We start from the raw sequence: 19,577 nt of genomic DNA on the forward strand, positions 1-19,577 counted from the left end.
CGGCGGTTACGCTCCGTCCGGGCAGGGCAGGTCCAGGCGCACGCCGTCGGGCTCGTGGTGCAGGTCTGCGCCCAACTGCCGGGCCAGGCGGTCGATCAGCCGCCGGTCCGGCGGTCCGGCGCCGGCGGCGGAACCACCGACGGCGCGGAACGCCAGCCGGCCGGGGGACGACCGGGTAAGCTGCACGCGCAGGGGCGGGGTGCCGCCGGGACAGGAGCCGAGGCGGCCGATGATAAGGTCGTGCAGCAGCAGGGCGAAGGACACCGCGATGTCCAGCGGCAGGACGGCGCCGTTGAGATCCGGGTCCTCGTCCACCGTGATGACCGGGCCGTCCCCCCGTCCGTCCAGATCGGCGCACAGCTCGCCGAGGAACCCGGCGATGGGCACGTGCAGCAGGTTCGGGGCGTAGAGATGCCGGTAGATCAGGCCGATCGCGTTGGCCCGGCCGGCGTGCAGCGCCAGCAGATCGCGCGCGGCCCCCTCGGCGCGGCGCGAATCCAGCGACGCCAGGCTGGCCAGCACCTGGAGCGTGTTGCGGATGCGGTGGTGAAGCTCCTGGATCAGGACGGACTTCTCGGCCAGCGCCTTCGTCAGTTGCGCCTCGGCGGCGAGCCGCACGCGCACCTCCTGCGACAGCTCCTCGATCTTCTCGTTCAGCGCTGCGAACCGGCCGACGGCTTCCGCCCGCGGGTACAGTCGCAGGCAGATGAGCGCCGGCCGGCCGGGGGCGGCGGGTTGCAGCACGCAGCCGTCGGCGCGGAAGGCGCGGCCGTCGCGCAGCGTCAGCGCGCCGGGCAACGGCTCGCGCGAGGTGGCGCACAGGTCCAGGAACGCGGCGAGCCGATCGCCGTCCCCGGCGCACAGATCCTCCAGCCGTGCCGCCGGCGCCCCGGCCAGGCCGGAGTCCTCCAGCGCCGCCCGGTTGGCGTCCGTCACCACGCCGTCCATGGTGACCAGCAGAACCGGTTCCGCCAGCCGGTCGACGGGAATGACGAAGGCGCTCTCAGCCATCCGCACCCCCCGGCGCATGATACTCCCGCCCCTCGGCCGCCTCGGACTCCGGCGTCGCCCGCAGGTGGACCACGACGAGGCAGCCGGGATGGCCGCGGGCGATGGTCTCCCGCAGCTCCACCTTGCCATAGCCCAGGTTGCGGGCGGTGATCTGCCCGAAAACGTTGGACGTCATCATGCACATGCTCGGCCGGTCGCGCACCTTGTCGCCGAAGGGGCAGGCGCGGTTGCCCAGCACGATGCGGTCGTCGCTTTCCTCGATCACGTAGAAATCGCCCCGGATGCGGCGCTTCAGGTCGACCAGCACATCGGCGACCTGGCTGCGGGACAGCCGGTCCACGGCCAGGGCGGCGCGGTATTCCCCGTCGATCCACCGGCCGATGCGGCCGCCGACGACGCTGACATAGCCCGACGCCTCACGCAGACCGACCACGTCCTCCAGCGTTCCCGCGAGTTCGCGCACCAGCGAGCGCAGGAACAGATCACGATCCAGCTCCATGGGAAGCTCCGGGACAGGGGAGGGTCGGGACTGCGGGGCCATGGCGATCCGCTCCGGATGGCAACGGGCGTACGACGCAGGGCCGGATTGCCGGCTTTCGGCGCCGATGATAGCTTGCTGACAAGCCGGGGCTGGCATACCGCATGGCGGCGGTTCTGGCGATACCCACGTTCGGATGAGGTCGCCGGGCATAGTCGATGCTAGCTGCAATGAAAGGTATTCCCGTCATTGTGTTCCAGCCCGCGCGCTGCGGTGCCGAAGGCGGTTCGGCGGTGACGCGTGCCCTGCGCGTCCTCGTGGTGGAGGACGAAGCGGTCGCGGCGATGGATCTTGAGCTGGTGCTGGAGGATCTGGGCTACGAGCCCTGCGGAATCGCGTCCTCCGCCCCGGAAGCGGTGCGCCTGGCCGATGCGACCGGGCCCGACCTGGTGATCATGGATGTGCGCCTGGCCGACGGAACCGACGGCGTCGACGCCGCGAACGAGATCCGCCGCCGCCTGGGGGTGCGCGCGGTGTTCCTGACCGCCCACAGTGATCCCGTGACGCTGGAGCGCATCCGCACCGCCGATCCCTGGGAGGTCCTTGCCAAGCCCTATTCGCGCAGCCAGCTCGCGGCCGCCCTGGCCCGGGCGGCCGGGCGGCCGCGCTGATACGGCCCGTTGCCGGGGGCGTATGCCCTTGCGGGTATCTCCATCTCCCGACTTGCCCGCCACGGCCGCAGGTGTCCTGATCCGGCCGGTCGGATGGTCGCAGGGTACGGTCACGGGATGAGCGGCGGATTTCATGGATGACACCCACTCCCCGGCGCGCGCCGGCTTGTCGGAGGCGCACGGGCGGTTGAGCGACGTGGCCGCCGGGGTCGCGCACACGGCCCTGGCCCCCCGCGCGCAGGAGGTGGACCGCGAGGCGCGGTGGCCGCGCCACGCGTTCGAAGCGCTGGCGACGACGCCGCTTCCCGGCCTGCACGTGCCGTCCCGCCTGGGCGGGCTGGGCGAAGGGCTGCTCGCCCTGGCGGTGGTGACCGAGGAGTTGGGGGCCGCCTGCTCCTCCTCGGCGATGTGCTACGGCATGCACTGCGTCGCCACCAAGGTTCTTGCCGTTAAGGCCACGCCGGACCAGGAGGAGCGCTACCTGCGGCCTATCGCGGCGGGGCGCCACGTCACCACCCTGGCGCTGAGCGAACCGGGGACGGGCGTGCATTTCTACCTGCCGCAGACGGTGTATGCGCCGGTCCCCGGCGGCTTTCGCCTGGACGGGGTGAAGAGTTTCGTCACCAGCGGCGGGCATGCCGATTCCTACGTCCTGTCGGCCATGCCGGACGGCGCAGAGATGGACCCCGGCACCTTCTCCTGCTTCGTGGTCGACGGAGCCACTCCCGGGCTGGAGTGGCAGGGGGCCTGGGACGGGCTGGGCATGCGGGGCAACGGCTCGCGCGCGGTAAGAATCGCCGGCGTCCGCGTTCCGGCGGACAACCTGCTGGGCCGGCAGGGCGACGAACTGTGGTACGTGTTCGACGTCATCGCCCCGTATTTCCTGGTGGCGATGGGCGGAACCTACCTGGGCGTGGCGCGCGCCGCCCTCGATCTGGCCGTGCGCCACCTGCGCGAGCGGGAGCACGCTCATTCCGGGCAGGCGCTGGCCGACCTGCCGGTGCTGGCCCACGAGGTTGCCGATGCCTGGATCGCCGTCAACCGGTCTCGCCAGTTGCTCCGCCATGCCGCCCGCCTGGGCGACGAGGGGTCGGAGCACGCCCGCCACGCCATCTTCGCCGGCAAGGTGGAGGTGGCCGAAACCGCGGTGCGGGTGACCAACACGGCGATGACGCTGGGCGGCGGCCGCGCCTATCAGGCCAACGCGCATCTGGCGCGGCTGCTGCGCGACGCCCGGGCCGCCGACGTGATGGCCCCCACCACCCATGTGCTGAAGACCTGGCTGGGGCGCAGCCTGCTCGGCCGGTCGCCGTTCTGAGCCGGGGCATGGCGGGACTTATCATCCCTGTGGGCGACGGTGCGGCCGGCGCGGTGGCCGGCACGGCGGAACGCTCGATGCCGGTGCCCGACGCCGTGGCGGCGGAGCGCGCCGGTGCCGACGCCGGAGAGCCGGTGGTCTTCGTCATCGGCCCCGACGTGCCGGCACCGGTGGCGGCGGCGCGCCGGCTGCGCCGGCACTGCCCCGACGCGCAGATCGTCCTGCTGGGCGAGGGCGCCGGTCTGGAGAGGCTGCGCGCGACCCTGCCCTTCGTGCCGGAGATCAGCGACGCCTGGACCGCGTCCGCCGCCGAGGGTGCACCGGCGCTCGGCACCCTGTTGGCCGGTGCCATGGACGCCGCCCGCCGGCGCGCCGGCAACGCCCGCCTGGCCGAGCGGCTGAACGCGTTGCTGGACGGCGGGACGGCGGACGCCGAGCACGGCGAACGCCGGCGGCGCATTGCCCTGTCGGAGCGCTACCTCGGGCTGATCGCGGCGCAGTCGCGCACGCCGGTCTTTGCCTTGCGCGCGGACGGCACGGTGCTGGCCCACAACGACGCGGCCGACCGGCTGTTCGGCGCCCGGTCGGGGGCGGAGGACGCGGCCTCCCTGCCGGCCCTGCTGGCCCCGGCGGAGCGCGACGGCCTGCGCGCGCTGCTGGCCCGCGTCGCGGCCGGCAGCGGGGCGGAGGAGTGCGCCCTGCGCGTGACCGACCGGCAGGGCGACACCATCCACCTGGACGTCAGCCTGGCGCCCCTGACCGGCGTGGGCGAGCCCGGTGCTGCGGTGTCGTGCGTGGCCCGCGACGTCACCGAGCAGCGCCGTGTCGAGGAGGCGCTGCGGCACAGCGAGCAGGTGTTCCGCGATCTGGCGGAGACGGTTCCGGGGTTCGTGTGGACGGCCGGGCCGGACGGCGGCCTCGACTACCAGAGCCGGCAGTGGAGCGACTACTCCGGCGCGCCGCCGGGCACGACGCTGGGCGACGCCTGGACCGGCTTCGTGCATCCCGACGACCTGGAGCGGGCCGGCCGCGCCTGGGCCGAAGCGGTGCGCACCGGCATTCCCTACGACGCGGAGTTCCGCCTGCGCCGGCGGGACGGCGTTCACCGCTGGTTCCTTGCCCGCGCCGTCCCGGTGCGCGGGCCGGGCGGTGCGGTGACGCGCTGGGTCGGCACCTGCACGGACATCGACGAACTGGTCCGCACGCGCGCCGCCCTGGCCGATGCCAACGACCGGCTGGAGGTGCTGGTGGCGCAGCGGACGGCGGAGCTGGAGGAGACGAACCGCCGGCTGCTGGCCGAGATCGAGGAGCGGCGCCGGGCCGAGGCCGGGTTGAACCGCGCCCGCCGGCTGGAGGCCATCGGCAAGCTGACCGGGGGCGTTGCCCATGACTTCAACAACCTGTTGCAGGTGATCGGCGGCAACCTGCAGCTTCTGCAGGGCGCCATCGCCGGCGACGAACGGGCGGAGCGTAAGGCGCAGGCCGCGCTGGCCGCCGTCGACCGCGGCGCCAAGCTGGCCTCCCAGCTTCTCGCCTTCGCCCGCCGCCAGCCGCTGGAGCCTTCCGTGATCGACGTCGGGCGCCTGTTGCGCGGCATGGACGACCTGCTGCGCCGTGCCCTGGGCGAGGCGGTGGAGATCGAGCTGGTGATCGCCGGCGGCCTGTGGACCACGCTGGCCGACCCCAACCAGCTCGAGAACGTGGTCCTGAACCTGGCGGTCAACGCCCGCGACGCCATGGGCGGCGCCGGTCGCCTGACCATCGAGGCGGGCAACGCCATGCTGGACGACCTGTATGCCCTGGCGCACGAGGACGTGACGCCCGGCCAGTACGTCATGCTGGCCGTCACCGACACCGGCAGCGGCATGGCGCCGGAGGTGCTGGAACGCGTCTTCGAGCCCTTCTTCACCACCAAGCCGGAGGGCAAGGGCACCGGCCTCGGCCTGTCCATGGTGCACGGCTTCGTCAAGCAGACGGGCGGACACGTGAAGATCTACAGCGAGGTGGGGCACGGCACCACCGTGCGCATCTATCTGCCGCGCACCCACCGGACGGCTTCGGCCTCCGATGCGTCGCCCGCCGAGGCCCCCGTGGTCGGCGGCAGCGAGACGGTCCTGGTCGTCGAGGACGATCCGCAGGTGCGGGCGACCGCCGCGGCGCTGCTGGTCGAGCTGGGCTACCACGTGCTGCAGGCGCCCGACGCCCGGAGCGCGCTGGCACTGATCCGCGGCGGTGCCGCGGTCGATCTGCTGTTCACCGACGTGGTGATGCCCGGCCCCCTGCGCAGTCCGGAGCTGGCGCGCCTGGCCCGCGGCATCCTGCCCGATCTGGCGGTGCTGTTCACCTCGGGCTACACGGAGAACGCCATCGTCCACGGCGGCCGCCTCGATCCCGGAGTCCATCTGTTGAGCAAGCCTTACCGGCGCGAGGATCTGGCGCGCAAGGTCCGCCATGTCCTGTCGGAGGCGCGCCGTCCTCCTGCCGGCCTGCGCGTCCTGCTGGTGGAGGACGACGCGCTCGTCCGCCTGGCGACGCAGGAGATGCTGTTGGCGCTGGGTCACGCCGTCACCGCGGCGGGCGACGCCGAGGCGGCCGGCCGGGCGCTGGCGGCGGGGCCGTTCGACGTGCTGTTCACCGACGTCCGCCTGCCCGGCCGATCCGGTCTCGACCTGGCCCGCGCGGCGCGGCGCGACCATCCCCACCTGGCGGTGATCATCGCCTCCGGCTATGGCGACGTCGGGATGGACGCGGGGATCGCGGCGCAGGAGGGCGGCGGCACGACGGTCGTGCTGGGCAAGCCCTATTCACAGTCCGACATCGCCGCCGCCTTCCGCACGATCGGGCGCGCAGGCGCCTGATACGACCTATCGCCCGTCCTCCCGATCTTCCTCCAGGTGCAGCCACAGGCGCATCAGCTCCGCGACGGTGCGGATGCCGAGCTTGGCCATGACGTTGGCGCGGTGGGTCTCGACGGTGCGCACGCCGATGCCCAGGCGGTTGGCGATGGTCTTGTTGGCGCAGCCCTCCACCATCAGCGCCGCGACGTCCCGTTCGCGGGGGCTGAGGAGGGCCAGCTTCGCCAGGGCCGACGCGGCGGCGGAGCGGTCGCGGCGCCGGCGGGCGTCCCGTTGCAGGGCCTCGTGCACCCGGCGCAGGAAGACGCCGTCGTCGAACGGCTTCTCCAGGAAGTCGACGGCCCCGGCGCGCAGGGCGGTGACCGCCGCACTCACCTCGCCGTGGGCGGTGATGATGATCACCGGCAGCTCGCTGCCGCGGCGCGCCAGCTCCTCCTGCAGCTCCAGGCCGTCCATCACGGGCATGCGCAGGTCGGCGACGACGCAGCCGGGCCGGTCGGGGCTGTGATGGCGCAGGAACTCCGGCGCGCTGCCGAAGGTGCGCACGGCCAGGCCGGCCACCTCCACCAGGGCGGAGAGGGCGTCGCGCACGGCGTCGTCGTCGTCGATGATGACGACGACCGGTTCGGCGGCGGGCTCGGCGGATTCGTTCATGGCGGGGACCGGTGTCAGGGCGGGGCTGCGGGAAGGAAGACGTGGAAGACGGCGCCCTGCGCCGAGGTGCCGGCGAGCCACAGCCGGCCGCCGTGGCTCTCGACGATGGAGCGGCAGATCGGCAGGCCGAGCCCCATCCCCGCGGGCTTGGTGGTGGCGAAGGGGGAGTAGAGCCGGTCCACCATGTCGGCGACGACGCCGGGCCCGGTGTCCTCCACCGCGAAGATCACTCCGGCGGGGTCGGCGGCGCGCACGCTCAGGACCACCTCGCGCCGCGGCGGGTCGGCGGCGGCGATGGCCTCGATGCTGTTGTGCAGCAGGTTGAGCAGGACCTGTTCGACCTGGATGCGGTCGCACAGCACGGGCGGCAGCGGCTCCGCCACGTCGACCCGCAGGTGCACGCGGTTGTACGTGGCGTCGGCCCGCACCAGCGCCAGCGTCTCGCGCACGATGTCCGCCGCCGCCTCCGGCGCCAGGTGGGGCGAACCCTTGCGCAGGAAGGCGCGCAGCCCGCGCACCACCTCGCCGGCCCGTTCCGCCTGGGCCACCGCCTTGTCGATGAACTCCTGGGCGCGCGGCGGGGTGTCGGCGCCGTCGAGCAGCCGCTGGGCGGCCCGGGTGTAGCTGATGGCCGCCAGCAGGGGCTGGTTCAGCTCGTGCGCCAGCGCCGACGCCATTTCGCCGGTCACCGCCAGCCGGGCGATGTGGGCCAGCTCGGCCTCGTGCTCGCGCAGCCGCGTCTCCACCGCCCGGCGTTCGCTGACCACGGCGCCGAGGAACAGGGCGGTGATCGCCAGGGCCAGCATCAGGGTCTGATGGTAGACCACCGCGTTCAGGGGGAAGCCGATGATCTGCAAGCCGGCGATCAGCCCGCCCTGGATGACCAGGGCGGCCAGCACCGCCCCCGCCAGCCCGCGGGTGACGGCCACCCACACCAGGGGAAGGAACAGCACGTAGAACAGGTTGAACCGGTCGCCGCCGATGGGCAGGAAGACGACGGCCAGCGCCGCGATCATGGCCGCCGTCTGCGCCGCGGACGGCCGTTCCGCCGGCAGGCGCAGGGGCGGCGGTCCCGGCCGGTGCAGCAGGAGCACGACCGGGGTGACCACGGCGATGGCGATGGCGTCGCCCAGCCAGTATTGGAAGGCGAACAGCGGCAGATCGTCCGCGGCCACCGCCCCGTCCAGCACGAACACGCCGACGAAGGCGGGCGCCACCGCGGCGGCGCTGAGGAAGGTGACGCCGACCAGCCAGCCGACGTCGCGCACCCGGCTCAGCTCCGGGTCGATCGCCACCCGGTGGCGCAGGACATGGGCGGCCGCGGCGTAGCCGGCCACGATCACCAGGTTCGAGGCCACCAGCGACGCCGCCGAGGCGGGATGCCCGCGCACCGCCAGGTCGCCCGCCACCAGCGCCGCGAAGGTCAGCGGCACGCCGCGCAGGCCGGTGCGCAGCAGCAGCGCCAGGTACAGCCCGGCCGGCGGGTTCCAGGGGGTGATGTTGAGGTTGGGGCGCGGATGGATGAAGGTCAGCCAGTCCACCGCCAGGTACACCCCCAGGAAGGCGAGGGCGAAGCCCGCCGTCAGACGGACCGCCGGGGCGGCGCCGCCGGGCGGGGCGGCCACGGGGCCGGCGGGCGGAACGGGCATGGCGCGGCATCCCCCGGATTGGCCCGCGGCCGCCGCGGGACCGGTCAACCGATGAAGAACGGTTGTGTACCATGGGCGGCGATGGCGCTCGACAGCCTTTCCAGCGCGTGGGCGTAGGCGGCCGTGCGCATGGAGATGCGTTTGGACTGATGCATGTCCCACACCCGGCGGCCCTCGGTCTCCATGATGACGCGCAGGCGCTCGTGGATCTCCTTCAGGCTCCAGTAATAGCCCTGGCGGTTCTGCACCCATTCGAAGTAGGACACGGTCACGCCGCCGGCGTTGGCCAGGATGTCCGGCAGGACGATGACGCCGGCCTCGTCGAGGATGCGGTCGGCCTCCGGCGTGACGGGGCCGTTGGCCAGTTCCAGGATGATGCGCGCCCGGATGCGGCCGGCGTTGCCGGCGTGGATGCGGTCCTCCAGGGCGGCGGGCACCAGCACCTCGCACGCCGTGGCGAGAAGGTCGTCGTCGGTGCCCGTGCGCACGCCGTCGCCGGTGTAGGCGGTGACCGAGCCGTGGCGCTCCTTCGCGGCCTGCACCGCCAGCGGGTCCAGGCCCGCCTCGCAGAGGATGGCGCCGCGGGAATCCGACAGGCCGACGATGCGGTAGCCGTCGGCGTGCAGCAGCCGGGCGATGTGGAAGCCGGCGTTGCCGTAACCCTGGACCACAACCCGGCGGGCCGGGCCGGTCAGGCCGAGATCGCCTTCCAGGTGCCGAAGCAGGCAATAGCCGCCGCGCGCGGTGGCGTCGTCGCGCCCCAGCGAACCGCCCAGCGGCAGCGGCTTGCCGGTGATGACCGCCGGGCTGGGCCGGCGGACGATGGAGCCGTACTCGTCCGCCATCCAGCCCATGATCATGGAGTTGGTGTAGACGTCCGGGGCAGGGATGTCGCGGTCGGGGCCGATCATGCCGGCGAACGCCTGCACGTACGCCCGCGACAGGCGCTCCAGCTCCGACTTCGACAGGGTGTGCGGGTCGACCTTCACCGCACCCTTGCCGCCGCCGTAGGGCAGGTTCATCACCGCGCACTTGAAGGTCATCCAGAACGCCAGCGTGGTCACCTCGTCCACATTGGAATCGGGATGGAAGCGGATGCCACCCTTGGTCGGGCCGCGGGTGTCGTCGTAGCGGCAGCGCCACGCGGGGAAAGAGCGGCGCGACCCGTTGTCCATGCGTACGGACAGGCGTACGCTCAGGGTCTCCTTGGCGTATTTCAGCTTCTCGAGAACCTCGGCGTCCACGTCCACGTGCCGCGCGGCCTCGTCCAGCCGGCTCAAAGCGCCCGAAAACAGATCGTTCATCCCGGTCATTCCCCTGGTGTGCGGCGGCGCCGGCGGCCGGCGCCGGTTCCTTCTACGCGCGAAAACCGCGGACCGTAACATCCGTAACACTACGGAATTTCTGTAAACCATTGTTACGGAATGATATTTTCAAGGGGACAAAAGGCGGATCGGGCTCCGTGGTGATACGGATGGCACGGAGGGCGGGTTCCGGGCGACACTGGGTTGCCGCCCGCACGCCCTGCGCCGGCCGGGGCCGCAGACCCATCCCATCAGGCAGGAACGAGCCATGACCACCACGCCGCGCCGCAGCCGGCTGCCCGCGATCACCCTGACCCGCGCCGTCCATGCGCGCCTGTCCGAACTCGCCTTCGCCGTCGCCGATCGCCTTCCCGATGTGGCGGAGTACCTGGAGCGGGAACTGGAGCGGGCCGGCGTGGTGGAGGAGGGTGCCCTGCCGGCGGCGACGGTCACCATCGGCTCCCTGGTCACCTTCGTGGACCGCGACACCGGGCAGCGCCACGGCTTCACCCTGGTGTGGCCCGGCGACGAGGACGCGGCCCGCCACCGCCTGTCGGTGATGACGCCCGTCGGGGCGGCGCTGATCGGCCTGCGGGCCGGACAGAGCATCGACTGGATGACCCGCACCGGTGCCTGGCGGCGCCTGAGCGTCGAGGCGGTGTCCCCTCCCGGCGACCGCAAAACAGGCGCCGTGCCCTGAGAAGAGGCAGATCGGAGCGGATAAGACCCGCCGCGGACCGTGCCGCGGTACGCACGCCGTTGGCCCGCAAGTTGCTTCGTATCGGCACGAAGCGATGGCAGGCGGGGTACGGCGATGGCGTTAACACTGCCCGATCTGCTGTGGGTCGCCACGGCGACGGGGCTGGTGCTCATCATGCAGGCGGGTTTCCTGTGCCTGGAGACCGGACTGACCCGCTCCAAGAACAGCATCAACGTGGCGATGAAGAACGTCGTCGACTTCGTCGTCTCCGTCCTGGCGTTCTGGGCGGTCGGATACGGGATGATGTTCGGGCGCAGCTACGGCGGGTGGCTCGGCACCTCGGGCTATTTCCTCGACACCGGCGACAGCGGGCTGTCCATCTTCTTCCTGTTCCAGGCGATGTTCTGCGCCACCGCGGTGACCATCGTCTCGGGCGCGGTGGCGGAGCGCATGACGTTCGCCGGCTACATCGCGGTGTCGCTGCTGGTGGCGGCGCTGATCTACCCCTTCTTCGGCCATCTCGCGTGGAACGGGCTGGAGCGCGGCGTCATGCACGGTTGGCTGGGCGCCGACGGCTATGTGGACTGGGCCGGGTCCAGCGCGGTGCACCAGTTGGGCGGCTGGGTGGCGCTGGCCCTGCTGCTGGTGGTGGGACCGCGCATGGGCCGCTTCGATCCGCAGACCGGGCAGGCGCGGCCGGTGCCGGGGTCCAACCTGCCGCTGGCGGCGCTGGGGGTGCTGCTGCTGTGCTTCGGCTGGATCGGCTTCAACGGCGGGACCACCCTGCGCCTGGACGACCGGATCGGCCGCATCGTCGCCAACACCTGCCTGGCGGCGGCCAGCGGCGGGGTGGCCGCCCTGGCGGCCGCCTGGATCCACGCCCGCAAGGCCGAGGTGACGGCGCTGCTCAACGGCGTGCTGTCCGGCCTGGTGGCGATCACCGCGAGCTGCCACGCCGTGTCCTTTCCGTCGGCGCTGATCATCGGCGCCGTCGCCGGCCTGGTGGGGATCGCGCTGGAGCGCGTGCTGCTGCGCTTCGGCATCGACGACGCCGTGGGGGCCGTGCCCGTGCATCTGGGCGCGGGGGTGTGGGGGATTCTCGGCGTCGCCCTGTTCGGCCGGCCGGAGCTGCTGGACACCGGGCTCACCTTTTGGCCCCAGCTCGCCATCCAGGTGAAGGGGCTGGCGGTGTGCTTCGTGGTCGCGTTCGTGGTGCCGTACGCGCTGCTGTGGCTGCTGGCACGGACCATGCGCCTGCGCGTCCTGCCGCAGCACGAGGAGGTCGGGCTGAACGTCTCCGAACACGGGGCGAAGACCGAGATGCACGACCTCTACGAGGTGCTGCACGAGCAGGCGCGCACCGGCGACCTGTCGCTGCGCGTGCCGGTGGACCCCTTCACCGACACCGCCCGGGTGGCGGCGCGCTACAACCATGTGATGGACCGGCTGGAGGAGGCGGTCGCCAGGACCGAGGCGATCGTGCGCACCGCCAACGACGCCATCGTCATCTTCTCCGCCGAGGGGCGGGTGCTGTTCCACAACACGCTGGCGGAATGGATGTTCGGGCGCGACGCCGCCGCCTTCCCGCACCTGTGCGCCGCCGACCTGGCGGACGGGCTGGAGACGGCGGGCGCCGACCACACCCTGTTCGAGACCACCGGGCGCCACGCCGCCGGCCGCCGATTCCCCGTGGAGGTGACCTCGGCCACCGCCGCGTCGCGCTTCGGCCGCCTGCACATCCTGACCTTCCGCGACATCACCGAGCGCAAGCGGGCGGAGGCCGAGCTGCGCGAGAGCGAGACCCGCTTCCGCACCGTCTTCAACGAGGCGGCGTTCGGCATGCTGATGCTGGGCGAGACCGGAGCGGTGCTGGACGCCAACGCCACCTTCCTGCGCATGATCGCCCACGAGGGCGCGCACTCCGCCCCGAGCCACCCGCCGGTGCCGGAGGGTGGCCTGGCCGGCATCGTGCACGCCGACGACCTGCCCAACGTGCGGTGCGCGGTGGCCGAGGTGGCGGCCGGGCGGGCGCTGAAGGGCACGGTGGAGGCGCGGCTGGTCTGCGCCGACCGCCACATCATCTGGACCCGCCTGTCGCTGACCCACGCCCGGCTGGCCGGCCACGCCGCCCCGGTGGCTCTGGCGGTGGCCGAGGACATCACGGCCGCCCGCCGCGACGCCCGGGCGCTGAACCTGGCGGCCTCGGTGTTCGCCAACACCCGCGAGGCCATCGCCATCTTCGATTCCACCGGCGGCATCGAGACGGTCAACGCCGCCTTCCGCACGGTGATGGGCTACAGCGCCCGCGAAGCCCGCGGCCAGTCGCTGGCGCACCTGTGCAGCGGCCGCTACGGCCGGGCGGAGTACGACGCCATCGGCGCCGCCCTGGACGCCGGCGGCTCCTGGCAGGGGGAGCTGCTGATCCGCAGCAAGGACCAGACCCTGCTGCCCATGTGGGTGTCCATCTCCGCCGTGCGCGACCCCGCCGGCGCGGTGACCCACCGCGTCGCCCTGTTCACCGACCTCAGCGAGCGCAAGCAGCAGGAGGAGGCGATCTGGCGCCACGCCAACTTCGATGCGGTCACCGGCCTGCCCAACCGCCGCCTGTTCCTCGACCGGCTGTCCCGGGCGATCGAGCAGGCGGGGCGCGACGGCCGGCAGGTCGGGCTGATGTTCCTCGACCTGGACCGGTTCAAGGACGTCAACGACACCCTCGGGCACAAGGCCGGCGACGAGCTGCTGGTGCGGGTGGCCGACGCGGTGCGGGGCTGCGTGCGCAGCTCCGACACGGTGGCCCGGCTGGGCGGCGACGAGTTCACGGTGCTGCTGACCAACCTGACCGACGCGGCCGCCCTGGACCATGTGGCGCGCAAGATCGTCGCCGCGGTGGCGCGCCCGGTGGTGCTGGAGGGCGGGGAGGTGCAGGTCTCCACCTCCGTCGGCGCCGCCCTGTTCCCGGAGCACGCCGACGACGCCGACGACCTGCTGCGCAAGGCCGACGCCGCGCTCTACCAGGCCAAGACGCGGGGGAGGAACACCCACCAGCTCTTCACCGAGGAGCTGGACCGGCACACCCGCCAGCGCCGCGACTTCGAGACCCGCTTCGCCCGCGCGTTGCAGGAGGGGGAGCTGTTCATGGTCTACCAGCCCCAGGTGGATCTGGCGACCCGCACCGTGTTCGGCGTCGAGGCGCTGGTGCGCTGGCGCTCGCCCGACCACGGGCTGGTCGGGCCCGACGTCTTCGTCGGTCTGGCGGAGGAACTGGGGCTGGCGATCCGGCTGGGCACCTACGTCATCCACCGCGTCTGCGCCGACGTGGCGCGCCTGGACGCCCGGGGGATGGGGCACCTGCGGGTGTCGGTCAACGTCTCGGTCAAGCAGTTGGCGGACGGCGCGGCGCTGGAGGAAACGCTGGTCGCCGCCTGCCGCGAGCACGGCATCGACCCCGACCGGCTGACGGTCGAGCTGACGGAGAACAGCCTGCTGGCCTCGGAGGACCGCGCCGTGCCGCTGCTGGAGCGCCTGAACGCCCGCGGCATCGCCGTGGCGCTGGACGATTTCGGCAAGGGCTATTCCTCGCTCTCCCGCCTCAAGCGGCTGCCGGTGCAGGAGATCAAGATCGACCGGGAGTTCGTGGAGGCTCTGCCCGACGACGAGGACGACCGGGTGCTGGTCGCCGCCATGATCGCCATGGCCCGCAGCATGGAGATCGACGTGGTGGCCGAGGGCGTGGAAACCGAGGACCAGGCCGCCTGCCTGGAGGCGCTGGGCTGCGCCAAGGCGCAGGGCTACCTGTTCGGCCGGCCGATGCCGCCCGAGGAGATCGCCGCCCTGCCGGCCGCGGCACCGTCACTCCCCGCCGCCCCCGCCGGCGGCCGCCGCACCGCGCTGCCGCTGGCCACGCCGGGGGCGTGAGGCGGGCGGACGCGAGGATCCTCGTTCCGCCGGACGCCGGGGGCTGTGGTACGCTTGCCACCGGACGCGGACGGCGGGGGTGCCACGGATCATGGCGGAGACGGCGGTGGAGCGGCGGCGCGTGCGGGTGCGCGGGCAGGTGCAGGGCGTCGGGTTCCGGCCGCACGTCCACGCGCTGGCCCGCCGCTTCGCCCTGACCGGCTGGGTGCTGAACGACGCCGCGGGCGTGCTGCTGGAGGTGCAGGGCGCCGCCGTCCCCGCCTTCCTGGCGGCGCTGACCGACGAGGCACCGCCGCTGGCCCGCATCGACGCGGTGGAGGCGCTGGCGCTGGAGCCGGTGCCGGGGGAGGGCGGCTTCGCCATCCGCGACAGCGCCGACGGCGGCGCGGTGGCGACCGGGGTGGCGCCGGACGCCGCCGTCTGCCCCGCCTGCCTGGCCGAACTGTTCGACCCGGCCGACCGGCGCTACCGCTATCCGTTCCTCAACTGCACCCATTGCGGGCCGCGCTACACCATCACCCGGCGGCTGCCCTACGACCGGCCGCAGACGTCCATGGCCGGCTTCCCCCTGTGCGCGGCCTGCGCGGCGGAGTACGCCGACCCCGGCGACCGCCGGTTCCACGCCCAGCCCACAGCCTGCCCCGCCTGCGGCCCCCGCCTGTCGCACCCGCCCGAGGCCATCCTCGCCCACATCGCCGCCGGCCGCATCGTCGCGCTGAAGGGGTTGGGCGGCTTCCATCTCGTCTGCGACGCCGCGAACGGCGAGACGGTGGAGCGCCTGCGCCGGGTCAAGCAGCGCAACGGCAAGCCCTTCGCCCTGATGGTCGCCGGCGCCGCCGCGGCCGCCCGCTACGTCCATCTGGACGCGGCGGAGCGCGCGCTGCTGGAGAGCACGCCGCGCCCGGTCGTGCTGCTGCGCCGGCGCGCCGACGCACCGCCGCTCGCCCCGGCCGTCGCGCCGGACCTGGCGTGGCTGGGGGTGATGCTGCCCTACACCCCCTTGCACTACCTGCTGTTCCACGAGGCGGCCGGGCGGCCGGAGGGCACGGCGTGGTTGGAGCGGGCCGAGGGGCCGGCGCTGGTGATGACCTCGGCCAACCCCGGCGGCGAACCCCTGGCCATCGCCAACGCCGAGGCGCACCGGCGCCTGGCCGGCATCGCCGACGTGGTGGTGGACCATGACCGCGACATCGTGATCCGCGCCGACGATTCCGTGGTGCGCATGGTGGCCGGCGCGCCGGCCTTCCTGCGCCGCGCGCGCGGCTATGTGCCCGCCCCCATCCGGCTGGCCCGGCCGGTGCCGCCGGTGTTGGCCACGGGCGGGCACCTGAAGGCCACGGTCTGCGTCACCCGCGGCGACGAGGCGTTCCTGTCGCAGCACATCGGCGACCTGGATACCGTCGCCACCCTGGGCTTCCTGGAGGAGACGGTCGACCACCTGCTGCACGTGCTGGGGGTGGAGCCGGTGGCGGTCGCCCATGACCGCCATCCCGACTTCCACTCCACCCGCTTCGCGCAGCGTCTGGCCGATGAGCGCGGCATCCCCGCCGTTCCCGTGCTGCACCACCACGCCCACGTCGCCGCCGTGCTGGCCGAGCACCGGGCGGAGGGGCCGGCGGCGGGGCTGGCGCTGGACGGCTACGGGCTGGGGGAGGGGGGCGAGTCCTGGGGCGGCGAGCTGCTGCTGGTGGACGGGGTGCGGGTGGAGCGGCTGGGCCATCTGGCGCGCCTCGCCCAGCCCGGCGGCGACGCGGCCGCCCGTCAACCCTGGCGGATGGCGGCGGCGGCGCTGGTGCGCATGGGGCGTGCCGACGAGGTGGCGGCGCGGCTGGGCGCGCACGGCCCGGCGGACGGGGTGCGGCGGATGATCGAGGCGGGGGTGCGCGCGCCGCTCACCTCGTCGTGCGGGCGCTGGTTCGACGCCGCCTGCGGCCTGCTCGGCGTGCGCCCGTCGGCGGGGTACGAGGGGGAGGCGCCGATGGTGCTGGAATCCCTGGTGGAGACGCCCCGCGTCGCCGCCGGGGCGTGGCGGGTCCGGGGGGGCGAGCTGGACCTGACGCCGCTGCTGGACCGCCTGCTGGACGTCCGCGACGCGCGCGAGGGGGCGGAGCTGTTCCATGGCACCCTGGCGGCGGCGCTGGTGGACTGGGTGGTGCCGGTCCTGCGCGCCCGGGGGATGAGCCGGCTGGTGCTGTCGGGCGGCTGCCTGATGAACGCGGTGCTGGCCGGGGAACTGGTGCGGCGGCTGGCCGACGCCGGCGTGGAGGCGCTGCTGCCGCGCCGCGCCCCGGCCAACGACGGGGGCCTCAGCCTGGGGCAGGCGTGGGTGGCGGCGCGCCATACGCTGCCGGGACCCGCCTGAGCCCCCCGCCGGTCACCCCTCGTCCGTCTCCGGCCAGACCAGGTAGGTGTCGAAGCTCTGCCGTTCGTAGGCGCGCTCGTGCACGTAGCGGAAGGTGGCCAGGAAGTCCTGCGGGTTCAGCAGGCCGACGGTCCGGTGCACCTCCGCGTCGGCCACCGGCTTGCCGGCCATGGCGGCGGGGTCTTCCGGGAAGAACTGGAAGGACGGGGTGAAGGCGATGCCGTGCTTGCGGACCAGCCGGCGTTCCGCCAGCCGCTCCCCGTCGAAGTCGGTGAGCGTGCGCGTGCCGTGCATGTTCAGCCCCAGCACCGCGAAGTGATCGCGCACATAGGACGCGATGACCGGGTCGGCCAGGGTCACCCGGTGCAGGTCGCGGCAGTAGGAACAGCCGCGCTGTTCCCACACGATGACGAACCGCTTGCCCGCGGCGGTCGCCGCCGCGAGATCCCGGTTGAGGTCCAGGGACCCGTCGAGGAACCAGGACTGGCTGTGCAGCCCGTCGGGTGTCATCACCGTCTCGCCCCGTGCGGGTGCCGCGACCGCCGCCAGCGCCAGCCCGCCCAGCGCAAACCCCCGCCGCGTGATCATGCCCATCCTCCCGACCCCGGTATATGAGGCAAGCCTACTGTTCGGGGCGCGGATATGCAACGCGATGCTCCGCCATGCTCTTTGCCGGGGAGAACCATCTGGACGGACGACAGCCGACGGCGCAGAGTCCGGAGGCACTGTTGGACGAGGTGTTGCGATGCCAACCTCACGCTGGTCGCTGCGGGACGCCAGGAACCGGTTCAGCGCGGTGGTCGAGGCCGCGTTGGCCGGCGAGCCGCAACATGTCACCCGCCACGGCAGGCCGGCGGTGGTGGTGGTGGCGGCGGAGACATTCGAACGTCTGCATCGTCCGGGGCGTGCCGGGGCGCCCTCCTTCGCGGAGATGCTGCTCGCCATGCCGCGCGATGACGGCTCCTTCGAGCGATCCGAGGGGCGTCCGCGCGCGGTGGAGATCTAAGGCATCCGGCTGGCTCCGTTGCTGTCGATACCGCGCAAGCACCCCCCACCCCACGAATACCCCCCTTCCGGCGCTCCGGATATTAGATCATTCGCATATCCCCGTTGCGTCGCCGTCGCGCCGGCCCTTATGGTGGCGGTGTGGGCGGATTGTGCGTCCTGCGGATCGAGCGGGGGCGGCGGGGATGGGCGGGTTGGAGGTCTCGTATGCCGGTGCCTTCGGGGCGGGGGTGCTGAGCTTCCTGTCGCCGTGCGTGCTGCCGCTGGTGCCGGCGTATCTCTGCTTCATCGGCGGGGTGACGCTGGACGAATATCGCGAGGGGCGCGCCGGCGGGCGGGTGTTCGTCGCCGCCCTTGCCTTCGTCCTGGGTTTCGCCACCGTGTTCGTCGCCCTGGGCACCGGTGCGTCGGCCGTCGGGCGGTGGCTGGTGCTCCACATGGATCTGCTGGCGCAGGTGGCCGGGGCGGTGATCGTCATGCTGGGCCTGCATTTCCTGGGGGTGCTGCCGATCGCCCGGCTGTACCGGGAACTGCGCTTCCACCCCGCGGCCCGCCCGGCGGGGCCGGCCGGTGCGTACGTCGTCGGGCTGGCCTTCGCGTTCGGCTGGACGCCCTGCGTCGGTCCGGTGCTGGCGGCCATCCTGATGGTCGCCGGCAGCGCCGGGGCGGCCGGCCATGGCGCCGCCCTGCTGGGCACCTACGCCGCCGGCATGGGGGTGCCGTTCCTGCTGGCGGCGCTGGCGGCGCGGCCGTTCATGGAGGCCATGGGGCGCCTGCGCCGCCACGTGCGGCTGGTGGAACGCGCGCTGGGGCTGCTGCTTGTGGCGACGGGCCTGCTGTTCATCACCGGCGGCATGACCGATCTGGCGGTGGGCCTGCTGGAGCTGGTTCCCGCCCTGGGACGGATCGGCTGACGGCCGCTCTCCCATATCCATGGGATTTTCCCGGTATGCCGTGAAGCGTACCGTTCCTGCGTGACCATGCCGTCGCTGCAGGAGACCCCGTCCATGACATCACGCGTCCTTGCCGTTCTTCTCGCCCTTGCTCCCCTGCCGGTGCTGGCCGATGCGCCGGCCGCCGACGGGTGCGCCGCAACCCTGCCCGCCGATGCCCGGATGATCTACGACGCCGCCCGGCCCAACGTGAAGCCCGGCGCCAACGTCGAGGATGAGCTGAAGGCGGCCGCCCGGCCGCTGGTGATGGGCGGCAAGCTCAGCCGCTCCGAGGCGCGCCCGGCCGCGGAAGCCGCGGGCAAGTGCCTGGTGATGCTCACCCGATAACCGCCGGCCGCACGCCGGCACAACTGGAGGACACCATCATGAGGTACGCGAGCCTGGTGCCGGCGCTGCCGGCGGCCCTGTTGGTGCTGGCAAGCGCCCTGCCGTCGCACGCCGAGGTCTACTGCCGCGCCGTCGGCATCCCCAAAGGGTGCGTGGTGGCGCCGGGCGCGGTGGTGCGGCCCGGTGGCGTCATCGTCGCCCCGGTCGCGCCGGTGGTGGTGGCCCCCGGTGTCGGCGCGCCGGGTGTGGGAGTGGGCGCGCCGGGCGTGGGCGTCGCCCCCGGCGTCGGCGTCGGCGCCCCCGGTGCGGGGGTGGCGCCGCGGGTCGGCTCGCCCAACGCCGGCGGGCCGGTCAACCGGGTGGGGGTGCGCTGAG

At 73.2% G+C, this 19,577-nt stretch carries 16 protein-coding genes; 10 read left to right on the forward strand and 6 right to left on the reverse strand.

The window, feature by feature from the left end; translation table 11 throughout:
* Positions 1 to 6 precede the first annotated feature (6 nt).
* Positions 7 to 1,011 carry a histidine kinase dimerization/phosphoacceptor domain -containing protein gene (locus G472_RS0118920; RefSeq protein ID WP_169732835.1) on the reverse strand — a complete coding sequence of 335 codons (1,005 nt, stop codon included), beginning with the start codon at positions 1,009 to 1,011 and terminating at the stop codon, positions 7 to 9.
* Positions 1,004 to 1,510 carry a methanogen output domain 1-containing protein gene (locus G472_RS0118925; protein ID WP_245593526.1) on the reverse strand — a complete coding sequence of 169 codons (507 nt, stop codon included), beginning with the start codon at positions 1,508 to 1,510 and terminating at the stop codon, positions 1,004 to 1,006. The genes G472_RS0118920 and G472_RS0118925 overlap by 8 nt, the downstream gene beginning before the upstream one ends.
* A 272-nt stretch (positions 1,511 to 1,782) precedes the next feature.
* Here G472_RS0118925 and G472_RS0118930 point away from each other — a divergent pair, with 272 nt between their 5' ends.
* From G472_RS0118930 to G472_RS34250, 3 genes are all read left to right on the forward strand, one after another.
* Entirely contained in the window at positions 1,783 to 2,160 is a 378-nt protein-coding gene (locus tag G472_RS0118930; protein ID WP_035693080.1) for a response regulator, read from the forward strand.
* 133 nt (positions 2,161 to 2,293) lie between these two features.
* Positions 2,294 to 3,478 carry an acyl-CoA dehydrogenase family protein gene (locus G472_RS0118935; RefSeq protein WP_084536768.1) on the forward strand — a complete coding sequence of 395 codons (1,185 nt, stop codon included), beginning with the start codon at positions 2,294 to 2,296 and terminating at the stop codon, positions 3,476 to 3,478.
* Between the two features lie 8 nt (positions 3,479 to 3,486).
* Positions 3,487 to 6,336, forward strand: coding sequence for a response regulator (locus G472_RS34250; RefSeq protein ID WP_084536769.1), 2,850 nt, complete (start codon positions 3,487 to 3,489; stop codon positions 6,334 to 6,336).
* 6 nt (positions 6,337 to 6,342) lie between these two features.
* Here the strand turns inward: G472_RS34250 and G472_RS0118945 are convergent, their stop codons facing one another.
* The 3 genes from G472_RS0118945 to G472_RS0118955 are packed head-to-tail and all read right to left on the reverse strand — an operon-like array spanning position 6,343 to position 9,940.
* Complete coding sequence (locus G472_RS0118945; RefSeq protein WP_029009631.1) at positions 6,343 to 6,987, reverse strand: response regulator transcription factor; 645 nt, start codon at positions 6,985 to 6,987, stop codon at positions 6,343 to 6,345.
* A 14-nt stretch (positions 6,988 to 7,001) separates the two neighbouring features.
* Positions 7,002 to 8,636 carry an ATP-binding protein gene (locus G472_RS34255; protein ID WP_051341019.1) on the reverse strand — a complete coding sequence of 545 codons (1,635 nt, stop codon included), beginning with the start codon at positions 8,634 to 8,636 and terminating at the stop codon, positions 7,002 to 7,004.
* Positions 8,637 to 8,680: 44 nt separating this feature from the next.
* On the reverse strand, positions 8,681 to 9,940 hold the full coding sequence (locus G472_RS0118955; protein WP_156927177.1) for a Glu/Leu/Phe/Val family dehydrogenase: 1,260 nt from the start codon (positions 9,938 to 9,940) through the stop codon (positions 8,681 to 8,683).
* 268 nt (positions 9,941 to 10,208) lie between these two features.
* Here G472_RS0118955 and rnk point away from each other — a divergent pair, with 268 nt between their 5' ends.
* From rnk to hypF, 3 genes are all read left to right on the forward strand, one after another.
* Positions 10,209 to 10,640 (forward strand): nucleoside diphosphate kinase regulator, encoded by a 432-nt coding sequence (gene rnk, locus G472_RS0118960; RefSeq protein ID WP_029009633.1) that lies wholly within the window; start codon positions 10,209 to 10,211, stop codon positions 10,638 to 10,640.
* Positions 10,641 to 10,754: 114 nt separating this feature from the next.
* Positions 10,755 to 14,555 (forward strand): ammonium transporter, encoded by a 3,801-nt coding sequence (amt, locus tag G472_RS34260; RefSeq protein WP_051341020.1) that lies wholly within the window; start codon positions 10,755 to 10,757, stop codon positions 14,553 to 14,555.
* 79 nt (positions 14,556 to 14,634) lie between these two features.
* The gene (hypF, locus tag G472_RS0118970; RefSeq protein WP_029009634.1) at positions 14,635 to 16,917 is read left to right on the forward strand and encodes a carbamoyltransferase HypF; all 2,283 of its coding nucleotides are present in this window, start codon (positions 14,635 to 14,637) and stop codon (positions 16,915 to 16,917) included.
* 12 nt (positions 16,918 to 16,929) lie between these two features.
* Here the strand turns inward: hypF and G472_RS0118975 are convergent, their stop codons facing one another.
* The gene (locus G472_RS0118975) at positions 16,930 to 17,505 is read right to left on the reverse strand and encodes a thioredoxin family protein (protein WP_029009635.1); all 576 of its coding nucleotides are present in this window, start codon (positions 17,503 to 17,505) and stop codon (positions 16,930 to 16,932) included.
* Positions 17,506 to 17,662: 157 nt separating this feature from the next.
* Here G472_RS0118975 and G472_RS0118980 point away from each other — a divergent pair, with 157 nt between their 5' ends.
* From G472_RS0118980 to G472_RS39500, 4 genes are all read left to right on the forward strand, one after another.
* Positions 17,663 to 17,923, forward strand: a complete 261-nt coding sequence (locus tag G472_RS0118980) for a type II toxin-antitoxin system Phd/YefM family antitoxin (RefSeq protein WP_029009636.1) — start codon at positions 17,663 to 17,665, stop codon at positions 17,921 to 17,923.
* A gap of 184 nt (positions 17,924 to 18,107) precedes the next feature.
* The gene (locus G472_RS0118985; RefSeq protein WP_029009637.1) at positions 18,108 to 18,836 is read left to right on the forward strand and encodes a cytochrome c biogenesis CcdA family protein; all 729 of its coding nucleotides are present in this window, start codon (positions 18,108 to 18,110) and stop codon (positions 18,834 to 18,836) included.
* Positions 18,837 to 18,929: 93 nt separating this feature from the next.
* Positions 18,930 to 19,202 carry a hypothetical protein gene (locus tag G472_RS34265; RefSeq protein WP_029009638.1) on the forward strand — a complete coding sequence of 91 codons (273 nt, stop codon included), beginning with the start codon at positions 18,930 to 18,932 and terminating at the stop codon, positions 19,200 to 19,202.
* 38 nt (positions 19,203 to 19,240) lie between these two features.
* Positions 19,241 to 19,576, forward strand: coding sequence for a hypothetical protein (locus tag G472_RS39500; RefSeq protein WP_035693055.1), 336 nt, complete (start codon positions 19,241 to 19,243; stop codon positions 19,574 to 19,576).
* The last annotated feature ends 1 nt before the right edge of the window (position 19,577 follow it).

It is taken from the genome of Azospirillum halopraeferens DSM 3675, from assembly GCF_000429625.1.
Taxonomy (GTDB): Bacteria; Pseudomonadota; Alphaproteobacteria; order Azospirillales; family Azospirillaceae; genus Azospirillum; species Azospirillum halopraeferens.